This is a genomic window from Mycobacterium sp. NGS62 (assembly GCF_059812285.1).
Map to the genome: position 1 here is coordinate 52,196 of NZ_JCALCK010000012.1, position 9,881 is coordinate 62,076.

The window sequence follows — 9,881 nt, forward strand, 5'->3', positions numbered from 1 at the left end:
CAGTCGCGACGGGGCAGTTGTTCACCAGAGGTAGATCGCCAGGATTGCGCCCCAGAGGATGAGCAGCCACGCATCGCTGCCCAGCCGTAGCCACCACGGGGCGGTGCGCACTTCCATGAAGTTCTGAATGATCAGGTGCGCCTTGACCAATGCCATGGCCAAGACGGCGATCGTGATCGGGACGCTGGCCGTCGGCGTTCCCTGGGCGTGTGCTGGTCCGAGCCACCAGGTGCCGACGGTGATCGCCGACAGAATCAGCCACACGCCGGTGAGCCGCGCAGTCGTGGTCATCGCATCACCTCATCACGTACAGCAGCGCGAAGATGACAATCCACAGCAGGTCCACCATGTGCCAATAGGTGGCGCCCGCTTCGGCCATGCTCACCCGCCGCAGTGTGGGATTGCGCTGATCGGCGACGACGACGCCCAGTATCACCAGCCCGAGCAGCACATGGAACAGGTGCACGCCGGTGAGCAGGTAGTAGAACATGAAGAAGTCATTACGTGGAAAGGTCAGTCCCTGACTGATTTTCGACGACCACTCGTACGCCTTGATGACCATGAACAGCACACCGCAGCCGCCGCCGCACACCAGCAGCCGCACCGCCGCGGTGTGATCAGCCGAACGGGCCGCCTGCACGCCACGCGCGACGAACCACGAACTGGCGATCAGCACCAACGTATTGACGACCCCGATGTTGAGACTCAGATGCTCTTGGGATTCCAGAAAAAGAGCACGCTGCTGCGCGCGGTAGACCATGAAGATGACGAAGTAGGCGCCGAAGATGATGAGGTCGCCCAGCACGAACACCCACATGCTGCCATCGCCGGGTACATGTGCCTGCGGTTTGCGGCCGGTATCGGATCGCGTTTCTGTCATCGGCCCAGCCCTAATCCTGTACCTGCTGACCGAGGGGCTGGCGGTCGACCGCCACTTTCAGCAGGACGATCACGCACACCTGCCAGAACCCGAAGATCGCGGTGCCCATCCAGAAACTGATCGAACCATTCCAGGCCAGTGGTCCGGATCTGAAGATGAACACCGGGGCGGCGAGCAACTCGGTGACGATCTGCCAAATCGATATGTAACCCAGCCATTTGGGAAAAACCTGGTTCTTGTCCAACAAGATGGCAATCGCGAACACCAGATATCCGGTGGAGAAACACCCCAGCGATCCGACGAAAGACAAGAATGTCAGGTCATACATCAGCGCGACGATCTCCGAGTCGCGGTCAGGTCGAAACGCAGCCGTCAAAAACGATATTGCGGCCATCAGGCATCCCGGTATCGCGCCGACGGCCAGTGCGCCCAGGTACGCATACGCGAACACCGGGCTCACCGACATGCGCTTGATTTCGTACACCACAATGCCATTGGTCACGCCGGCGAAGCCGATGATGACCATCAACAACGCAAAGCCGATCTGGATGGTCAACGCATGCTGATGGACGAAATCGACCATCTGGTCGGCGGCGACATCGGGGCGCGGCGGTGGCATCACCCGGGTTAGCACGACGAAGATCAGGCCGAACAGACTGTAAAAGGCCGGGACAACCCAATAGCAGATCAGCAGATCGGTTTTGGTTTTCGGCCGATGGCGCTCGCCATCTCTGGCGGCCATCGCTCCCGCTGAAGCCGTTGCGCTGCGGGTCATTCCGCTGCGACTCCGTCGTCAGCTTGTTGCCTGATCGCCGTCCGCAGCACGACGAACATCACCGCGACATTCAACGCGAAGGCACCGATGCGCAGCCAGAACGACACCACCCCGTCCCAGGCCAACGGTCCGCTTCGAACTACGGCTGCACACGCGGCCGGTGTCATCGCCGCGGCCGTCGCCAGGCTGAATGCGCCGACCCAGCGCGGGAAAATCGGCCGGGGCCGCGCGTCGAGGTAGACCGCCACCGCAAGGCAGAGATTCTGGACCACCAGCATGCCGACCGGTGCAATGAACGTGATCCAGGCCAAATCGTTGAGCAATTGGATCAACTGCGGATTCCGCTCGGGCCGGTAGGCGGCCACCAGCCAGAAGATGTCGGCGAGCGCGAATAACGTTGCGCCGCTGACGGCCGCGGTCAAGTAGCAGTAGGCGAGCACGTGGTTAGGTGTCGCCATCCGTTTCATCTGCACGACGATCAGCGCGAACAGCGGAATCAACATGATGCCGAACAGGTTGTAGGTGATCATGCTGAAGCGGATCATCGTGGTGTTGTGCGCGTAGAAGTCGGCCACCTGGTCGGCGGTCATTCGCGGCGACATCGGCGGAAAGAAGCCCGGGAACGCCAAAAACGCGATCAACAAAACCACGGCGACGGCCGGCGTCAGCCACAGACAGATCAACTGTCCGCGCACACTGACCGACGGTCGGACATCCTGCTCCTCGGCGAGAGTCGACATCACACCTTCCGGTATCCGAAGGAACTTTGCGCCTGCTCGCCGAACCTAGCCGATCGGCTAGGCCACGGTCAATAGCCGATCGGCTAGGCTGGCCGGGTGGTGTCCACCGAGGCCGACACGCGACTGCGATCCATCCGGCGCAGCGCCGCACAGACCCGCATTCTGGATGCCGCGCTGCGCCTGATCGCCGAAAACGGGGTCGGCGGCACGTCGTTGCAGATGATCGCCGACGCCATCGGCGTGACGAAAGCCGCTGTCTACCACCAGTTCAAAACCAAGGACGAGATCGTCATCGCGCTCACCGAACGTGAACTGGGCGGGCTGGAGGAAGCGCTGGAGACCGCCGAAGCCGAGCAGTCCCAGCTGCGGGCCCGCGAGTTGCTGCTCGACGGCGTGATCGAACTTGCCGTCAAGCGCCGTGGCGTGGCGAGCACGCTGCAATTCGATCCCGTCATCGTCCGGCTGCTTGCCCAACATCAGCCGTTCCAGCAATTCATCCAGCGGCTGTACGGCGTCCTTGTCGGCGACGCCGGCGACGACGCACGAGTGACGGCGGCGATGCTGTCCGGCGCCATCGCCGTCGGCGTCATGCACCCACTCGTGGCGGACGTCGACGATGATGTGCTGCGCTCGCAGCTGCTTCGGCTGACCCGCCGGTTCATGGAGACGTCCGCTGACTGAACGGCTTATCGGGCCGCGGATCTCCGAGCCTGGCGCGGATCGCTCCCCAGGGGTCGGCGTAGCGGCCGGGGGCATGGCGGTAGGCCGCGCGCCGGGTCAAAATCTGCCTCGCCACCGGCGTCAGCAGTCGCATCGGGTAGCGCATCCAGCCGCCCTGCGCGCGCATCTCGGCGACCATGTCGGGCCACGAATGATGTTGGAAATTCAAGGCCTGCTGCGCCCGGGTGCTGTCCATCCAGTCGGTGACGAACCAGTCGGTGTCGCTGTCCGGATTTCCGGGCCTGCCCTCGGGTAACACTCTTGCCATACCGCGGGCGGCGGCCAGGGCCGGGCCGACCTCGCCTTGCCGTAACCGGTGTGAGTCGTCGCCGGCGATCAGCAGAATCTCACCCACGACGTCTGCGGTGGTTGCCGACGCGAATGCGGCCGCGACGTCGCGGACATCGACGCCGTGCAGCCGCCCGTCGGTCGGCAGCAAGCTTTCGAAGTACAGCGCGTCGGAACTGAACGGCATTGCGGTGGGGTCGGCGCTGAACACACCGCCGAGTCGCAGCACCACCCAGTCGAGCTTCGACGAGCGCACGAGTTCTTCGGCCTCGAGCTTGTGCTGCCCATACACATCGGATGGCTTGGGTGGGGTGTCCGCCTTGACGGGAGCCGTCACCCGGTGCGGGTTACGCGCGCCATACACCGCATTGCTGGAGGCCTGCACGAAACGCGGCGGGATCCGTTGCGCTTCGGCGGCACGCACCAACGTCTCAGTGGCGTCGACGTTGACCTTGCGGGCCAGCTTGGCGTTGGAGTAGATCTGCGGCGGGATGACGGCGGCCAGATGCACGATTGCCGCGGGCGCGGTCTCAGCGACCAGCCGATCCACCGCGGCAGGGTCGGTCAGGTCAGCCCACCGGGTCTCCACGCCCGCCGGCAGCGCTCGCGCCGCCTTGTGATTGGCGGGGGTGCCGAGGTCGGCGGCCACCACCTGTCTGCCACCGGCGGCCAGCCGCCGCACGGTCGCCGACCCGACCAGCCCGAACCCCCCGGTCACCAGGACGGTCGCGGGCATGCGCCCCCTTAGCTGAACGACGATGGATTATGACATTCTCGAATATGAAGAGTAGCATATCCGCAGGTAAAAGCCGATCCAGGCCGGTCCAGAGACAGGGGAGTTTGTGAGCGGTAACGGCAAACCGGACATCGCCAAGTGGGACCCGGGCCTCACCCGACAGCTCACGAACACGATCGGTCCGGTCGTCAAGCGTTGGTTCCGGGCGAAAGTACACGGCTTGGAATCGTTTCCCGCCGCCGGCGGTGCATTGGTGGTCTCCAATCACTCAGGCGGCATGCTCACTCCCGACGTGCTGATCTTCGCGCCCGCCTTCTACCACAAATTCGGGTACGACCGGCCGGTCTACACACTGGGCCACTACGGTTTGTTCATCGGGCCGCTAGCCCAATGGCTGATCCGGGCCGGCGTCATCCACGCCGACCGCGAAAACGCTGCCCAGGCGCTGCGGTCCGGTGGGGTGGTGCTGGTCTTCCCCGGTGGCGACTACGACTCGTACCGGCCAACGCTGAGTGCCAACACCATCGACTTCCAAGGTCGCACCGGATACGTGCGCACCGCCATCGAGACCGGCGTCCCCATCGTGCCGATAGTCTCCATCGGGGCCCAAGAGAGTCAACTGTTTCTGCTGCGCGGTGACCGGATAGCCAAGTTGCTGGGACTGTATCGGGCGCGAATGAAGATCTTGCCGGTCAGCTTCGGTGTCCCGTTCGGACTCAGCGTGATCTTCCCGCCCAACCTACCGCTGCCCACCAAGATCGTCACCGAGGTGCTGGAGCCCATCGACGTCGCGGCCCGGTTCGGCCCGGAGCCGGACATCGCCGAGGTCGACGCGCATGTGCGTTCGGTGATGCAAGCCGCGCTCGACCGGCTCGCGCAACAACGCCGCTTCCCCGTACTGGGATGAAGCGGCTAGCCGTTGGCGGTTGCCGGTGCCATTGCCGTTTCGACCCTGGCCGGTTCGCCGGAAAAGCCTGCGGCCCGCCGGATTTCACCGAACGCATGAATCATCGCGTCGGTGGCTTCGTGTACATCGTTGAAGGTCTGATCATCGGAGAGTACCGAGATGTCGACCTGGTCGGCGTAACTCCAGACCGTGATATTGACCGCCGCGCCTGCGGAAAGAATTCCCACCGAATAGATTTCGGTGACCGGAGCGCCTCCAATCGTGCCGCGTTCCCGCGGCCCGGGCACGTTGGAAACCGCAACGTTCATTGCCCTGTTCTGCGCTGCCCGCTTCGACGACCATCGAAAAAGGGCCGGGGTCAACGGCGGCGGCAGATACGCCATCAGCTGGCCCTGTAGCTGCGGGCCGAGCAGATCGTGATCTTCCTTGGCGATCGTCGTGGCCACCGAGACCAGACGGACCTGTTCGAGAGGATCGTCGACGTGCACCGGCAACGAGACCGACAGCCCGCTGATTTCGTTGCCGGAGATCCGGTCTGGTGATCTGTCCGTGCTGACCGGCACCGAGGCGATGATCGGCCGGTCAGACCTGCCGTCGTAGCGCAGCAACAGTTCTCGCAGCCCGCCCGCCGCGATTGCCAGGACGATGTCGTTGAACGTCACGCCGAGGTGTTTGGCGGTCTCTTTGACCTCGGCCAGCGACAAGACAGCGGTGGCGAACGTCCGCACTGGCGAGACAACATGGTTGAGAAAGGTCGGCGGCGCTTTGAAATTCTCGGCCAGATCGGGGTGTTCGCCGCGATGTCGTGAGCGCCGCCGGACACGGGAGATGCCACGTGCGGCATCGGTAACCAGCCGCGGCAGCGCGGCAACCTGCCGCATGTGATCGCGTCCAGCGGCCCGCAACAGCTCGGTCGTGGTGGGCGGGGCGCAGCGTTCGTAGTCGGTATGTTCGTCGCCGGCCGCTTCCTTCAGATCCATCAGCAGCGCCAGCAGGTTCGCTGAGGCAACCCCGTCGGCGAGCACATGGTGCACCTTGCCGATCAGCGCGAAGCGCTCGTCACTCAGGCCTTCGGCCAAGTAGAACTCCCACAGCGGTCGGCTACGGTCCAGCGGCGTGCTGGCGATCTCGCCCATCACCTGGTCAAGCTCTCGTCGACCGCCGGGCTGCGGAACCCGCACCCGACGCAAGTGGTAATCGAGATCAACCTCGCAGTTCTCCAGCCACATCGGGTGGTGTAGCCGCCAGGGAATATCGACGAGCTTGAAGCGTAGTGGGTCCAGCAGGTGCAGGCGGCGCTCAAAGGTCTGCCGAACCACCTCGAAGCTGAACTCACCGTCGAAGTCGGTGGCGTCGATGATGCCGACCTTCAGCGTGTGCGTGTGCAGGCTGGGGGTTTCGGTGTACAGCAACATGGCGTCCATGCCGTTGAGTCGCCTCATTGCCCACCTCGATCACTAGCGACTCGGTTGATGGAGCTATCGAACCATCCGCGCGGTGCTGATCGGTGGTTTCGGGGAAATGTTGTGTTCGGCGGCAGAACGCTTCAGGCGACGACCGAGCGGTCCGTTACGGCGGCGTGCGCGGCGCGGAATGCGAAAACCATTGCCGGTCCGATGGTTCCACCGGCACCGCCGTAAGCCCGGCCGGTCACACCCGCCATCGCGTTGCCGGCGGCGAACAGGCCCGGTATCGGCTCGCCGTTGACGTGCAGGACGCGACCGTCGCGGTCGGTGCGCGGTCCGCCCTTGGTTCCCATCGCACCCACTGATACCGGCACCGCGTAGTAGGGAGCGTTATCGACTGGCCCGAGCGTCTTCTCGGCCAGCGTCGTCGCCCGCTCATCACCCCAATATCCGTCGTACGCGCTCGATCCGCGGCCGTAGTCGGGATCGTGGCCGGCGGCCACATTACGGTTCCACGCCGCGACCGTGTGGGCCAGCCCATCGGAATCGATACCGGTCTTGGCACCCAATTCGGCCAAGTCCGGTGACGCGCAGAACCAGTCCGGCACCGGCTCCCCGGGCGCGACGCCCAGAAACCCATAGCGTTTCAAGTGCAGCGAATCGAATACGATCCACGCCGGATCGTTGACGTACCCGCCGCGCGGGTCGAGGTAGTGGAAAGCTCCGGCCATCGAGTTGTAGTCGCACGCCTCGTTGACGAATCGCCGTCCGGCGCGGTTGACGATGATGCTTCGCGGTCGGGTCCGCTCCAGCCGTACACTGCGACTGCGTTGTTCGCCGTCGATTGTGTCGCCGGGGATCTGCACGATGGGTACCCACCACGCTTCGCCCATGTTGGCCAGATCGGCCCCGTGCGCCATCGCCATCCGCAAGCCGTCACCGGTGTTGTTGGGCGGTGAGACCGCTCCGTGCATCGGGCCGCGCAAAAATGCGTGGACCAATGGCCGGTTCCACTCGAACCCGCCGGTGCCCAGAATTACGCCGCGCCGGGCACGCACGGTCAGCCGTTGTCCGTCGCAGCGAACCCGGACGCCGGTAATCCCGTCGTCGTCGGCAACCAACTCCTCGGCCCGCGCCTTGGTCTGCGGTGTCACGCCCAGGTCGAGTAATCCTTTGAGTAGTCCGGCAATCAGCGCGGTGCCGGCCACGCACAGGTCCGATGTGGTCTCGTCGACCTCCGCGTGCAGCCGCGCCCGGGTCTCGGCGTCAAATCCGACGTTGGACCAGTCAGCGGGAAACGAAGTGATCCGGTCGCGCCACTGGCCGAGCCGGCTCAGATCGAACGGTGCAGCGCTCAGCGACCGGCCTCCGGTGGGCCGCCCGCCAGGAAGCTCGGGTTTGTAATCGGGGAAGCCGGTGGCGATTTCGAAGCGCAGACCGCTGTGCGCCTCGACGAAGTCGAGCATGGCCGGGCCGGTGCGGACGAATGTGTCGACCAGCGCCTCGTCCATCGAACCGAGTGACTGCGCCTGCAGATAGCGCAACGCGTCGGCGATCGTCAATTCTTCGTCGGGACAACGACGATGCGCCGGAATCCATACCACGCCGCCGGACACCGCGGTGGTGCCACCCACGGTCGCGGCCTTTTCGTAGACCGCTACCGACGCACCGTTGGCGGCTGCCGTCAGGGCGGCCGTGAGACCGGCGCCGCCGCTGCCGAGCACGACGACGTCGACTTCATGGTCCCAAGAAGGCATGGGCAGCGTCCTTTCAGCTGAGGATTTCCGACAACTGCTTGGCCGCCTTGATGACGGCGTCCTGTCCGCCCATCACGACATCTTCCCGGTGTGAGATCAAGTTGATACACGTCGGTGGTGAGGGTGGTTCCCGGTGCACCGGCACGGCCAAACCATAAGTGTTGGGCTCGATTTCGCCGTGGGTGATTACCCAGCCACGTGTCCGCGCCTCGGCGACGAGATCGCGTTCTGCCGGCCGCGCCGGCATGCTCGCCAACAGCGCGATCCCGGCCGCGCCTCGGTCCAACGGGTATCGACTGCCCTCGTGAAACGCCAGCTGATAGGGAACCTGGGTGGGCACGATCACCGCGATCGCCACCTGCTGATCGCCCTCGGCCACCAGCAATGACACGGTGGTGCCGAGGTCGTCGGCCAACGCCCGCAGAATCGGCACGCTGAGTTGGCGCAGATTGCGATCGAACGAGGCCCCCAGCACGGCAAGGTTCGCGGCCGGGCGGTAGCGGCCATCGTCGCCCTTGGCGATCAACCTGAACTCAGCCAGCGTGCCGAGCAGGCGATAGGCAATCGTCCGGTGGACCCCGAGGCCGTCGGCGACCTGTTGCACGTTCAGGCCCGAAGGCGCCCCCGCGACCAGTTGCAGGGCGTTGAGCCCTCTGGCCAGCGTCTGTGATCCGTTCACCACCGCGGCGCTTCCCTTGACAGACAACCGGCGGAGAGTGATGCTCTATACATAGTGCACATCACCGTGCGATTTTAGCACATGATAGCGGCGACTGACGAGAGCTGAATTTCCGGAGAAAGGAACCAGGTGGCCGAGTACGAAAGCGTCTGGAGTGACCTCCAGGGTGTCCCGTTCGAGCAGGGCTACCTGGACGTCGAGGGCGTTCGCACCCGCTACCTGCGCGCCGGCGACCCGGACAAACCGGTACTCGTGCTGTTGCACGGGTCAGGCGGCCACGCCGAGGCGTACGTCCGCAACCTGGAAGCGCATGCCGAGCATTTCTGGACGTGGTCCATCGACATGCTCGGGCACGGCTACACCGATAAGCCCGGTCATCCGCTCGAGATCAGCCACTACGTCGAACATTTGCTGGCGTTTTTGCGCACAATCGGCGCCGAACGGGGCAGCCTGTCAGGTGAGTCGCTCGGCGGTTGGGTGGTCGCGCGCGCCGCTGCCGATCACCCCGACAAAGTCGACCGGCTCGTGCTCAATACCGCCGGCGGTTCGCAGGCCGATCCCGAAGTGATGCAACGCATTATCACGCTGTCGATGGCGGCGGCAGAGAACCCGACCTGGGAGACCGTGCAGGCCCGGATCAAGTGGTTGATGGCCGACAAGTCGAAAGACTACGACGACTTGGTCGCCAGTCGGCAGCGGGTATATCGCCAGCCGAGTTTCGTCGCCGCGATGCGCGACATCATGGCGCTGCAGGACCCCGAGATCCGGGCGCGCAACCTGCTGGGGCCGGCGGAGTACGGCCGGATCACTGCGCCCACCCTGGTGTTGTGGACCAGCGATGACCCCACCGCCGATGTCAGCGAAGGCCGCCGGATCGCGTCGATGATTCCCGGTGCCCGTTTCGAGGTGATGGGCAGTTGCGGGCACTGGCCGCAGTATGAGGACGCCAAGACGTTCAATCGGTTGCATCTCGACTTTCTCCTGGGACGCTGA

General features: G+C 64.6%; 11 protein-coding genes. 3 read left to right on the plus strand and 8 right to left on the minus strand.

Translation table 11 applies throughout. The features are described 5' to 3' along the window. Nucleotides 1–21: 21 nt before the first annotated feature. The 4 genes from AC5Y49_RS20990 to AC5Y49_RS21005 are packed head-to-tail and all read right to left on the minus strand — an operon-like array spanning nucleotide 22 to nucleotide 2,395. A complete protein-coding gene (locus AC5Y49_RS20990) occupies nucleotides 22–291 on the minus strand; it encodes a cytochrome C oxidase subunit IV family protein (protein WP_499890705.1) in 270 nt (89 codons plus the stop codon). Between the two features lie 4 nt (nucleotides 292–295). After that, nucleotides 296–880, minus strand: coding sequence for a cytochrome c oxidase subunit 3 family protein (locus AC5Y49_RS20995; RefSeq protein ID WP_499890708.1), 585 nt, complete (start codon nucleotides 878–880; stop codon nucleotides 296–298). Between the two features lie 10 nt (nucleotides 881–890). Then, nucleotides 891–1,655, minus strand: coding sequence for a hypothetical protein (locus AC5Y49_RS21000; protein ID WP_499890710.1), 765 nt, complete (start codon nucleotides 1,653–1,655; stop codon nucleotides 891–893). Beyond that, nucleotides 1,652–2,395 carry a hypothetical protein gene (locus AC5Y49_RS21005; protein WP_499890711.1) on the minus strand — a complete coding sequence of 248 codons (744 nt, stop codon included), beginning with the start codon at nucleotides 2,393–2,395 and terminating at the stop codon, nucleotides 1,652–1,654. Before AC5Y49_RS21005 ends, AC5Y49_RS21000 begins: the two co-directional genes overlap by 4 nt. A gap of 162 nt (nucleotides 2,396–2,557) precedes the next feature. Between AC5Y49_RS21005 and AC5Y49_RS21010 the strand changes: the two genes are divergently transcribed. Further along, nucleotides 2,558–3,076, plus strand: coding sequence for a TetR/AcrR family transcriptional regulator (locus tag AC5Y49_RS21010; RefSeq protein WP_499890892.1), 519 nt, complete (start codon nucleotides 2,558–2,560; stop codon nucleotides 3,074–3,076). On the opposite strand, the gene AC5Y49_RS21015 is transcribed toward AC5Y49_RS21010, so the two are convergent. Next, the gene (locus tag AC5Y49_RS21015) at nucleotides 3,054–4,139 is read right to left on the minus strand and encodes an NAD-dependent epimerase/dehydratase family protein (RefSeq protein WP_499890714.1); all 1,086 of its coding nucleotides are present in this window, start codon (nucleotides 4,137–4,139) and stop codon (nucleotides 3,054–3,056) included. The two genes, AC5Y49_RS21010 and AC5Y49_RS21015, sit on opposite strands and share 23 nt — an antisense overlap. A gap of 106 nt (nucleotides 4,140–4,245) precedes the next feature. Between AC5Y49_RS21015 and AC5Y49_RS21020 the strand changes: the two genes are divergently transcribed. Then, nucleotides 4,246–5,046 (plus strand): lysophospholipid acyltransferase family protein, encoded by an 801-nt coding sequence (locus AC5Y49_RS21020; RefSeq protein ID WP_499890717.1) that lies wholly within the window; start codon nucleotides 4,246–4,248, stop codon nucleotides 5,044–5,046. A gap of 5 nt (nucleotides 5,047–5,051) precedes the next feature. Here AC5Y49_RS21020 and AC5Y49_RS21025 read toward each other — a convergent pair whose 3' ends face one another. The 3 genes from AC5Y49_RS21025 to AC5Y49_RS21035 all read right to left on the minus strand — a co-directional run bounded on the left by AC5Y49_RS21025 (nucleotide 5,052) and on the right by AC5Y49_RS21035 (nucleotide 8,915). Further along, nucleotides 5,052–6,488 (minus strand): WS/DGAT/MGAT family O-acyltransferase, encoded by a 1,437-nt coding sequence (locus AC5Y49_RS21025; RefSeq protein ID WP_499890719.1) that lies wholly within the window; start codon nucleotides 6,486–6,488, stop codon nucleotides 5,052–5,054. 104 nt (nucleotides 6,489–6,592) lie between these two features. Further along, nucleotides 6,593–8,209, minus strand: coding sequence for an FAD-dependent oxidoreductase (locus tag AC5Y49_RS21030; protein ID WP_499890722.1), 1,617 nt, complete (start codon nucleotides 8,207–8,209; stop codon nucleotides 6,593–6,595). 13 nt (nucleotides 8,210–8,222) lie between these two features. After that, complete coding sequence (locus AC5Y49_RS21035) at nucleotides 8,223–8,915, minus strand: IclR family transcriptional regulator (RefSeq protein ID WP_499890726.1); 693 nt, start codon at nucleotides 8,913–8,915, stop codon at nucleotides 8,223–8,225. Nucleotides 8,916–9,017: 102 nt separating this feature from the next. Between AC5Y49_RS21035 and AC5Y49_RS21040 the strand changes: the two genes are divergently transcribed. Then, nucleotides 9,018–9,881 (plus strand): alpha/beta fold hydrolase, encoded by an 864-nt coding sequence (locus AC5Y49_RS21040; protein ID WP_499890730.1) that lies wholly within the window; start codon nucleotides 9,018–9,020, stop codon nucleotides 9,879–9,881.

Bases quoted from the DNA above. Each gene is read 5' to 3' on its own strand.
- AC5Y49_RS20990 (WP_499890705.1), bottom strand. From the start codon at position 291: ATGACCACGACTGCGCGGCTCACCGGCGTGTGGCTGATTCTGTCGGCG.
- AC5Y49_RS20995 (WP_499890708.1), bottom strand. From the start codon at position 880: ATGACAGAAACGCGATCCGATACCGGCCGCAAACCGCAGGCACATGTA.
- AC5Y49_RS21000 (WP_499890710.1), bottom strand. From the start codon at position 1,655: ATGACCCGCAGCGCAACGGCTTCAGCGGGAGCGATGGCCGCCAGAGAT.
- AC5Y49_RS21005 (WP_499890711.1), bottom strand. From the start codon at position 2,395: ATGTCGACTCTCGCCGAGGAGCAGGATGTCCGACCGTCGGTCAGTGTG.
- AC5Y49_RS21015 (WP_499890714.1), bottom strand. From the start codon at position 4,139: ATGCCCGCGACCGTCCTGGTGACCGGGGGGTTCGGGCTGGTCGGGTCG.
- AC5Y49_RS21025 (WP_499890719.1), bottom strand. From the start codon at position 6,488: ATGAGGCGACTCAACGGCATGGACGCCATGTTGCTGTACACCGAAACC.
- AC5Y49_RS21030 (WP_499890722.1), bottom strand. From the start codon at position 8,209: ATGCCTTCTTGGGACCATGAAGTCGACGTCGTCGTGCTCGGCAGCGGC.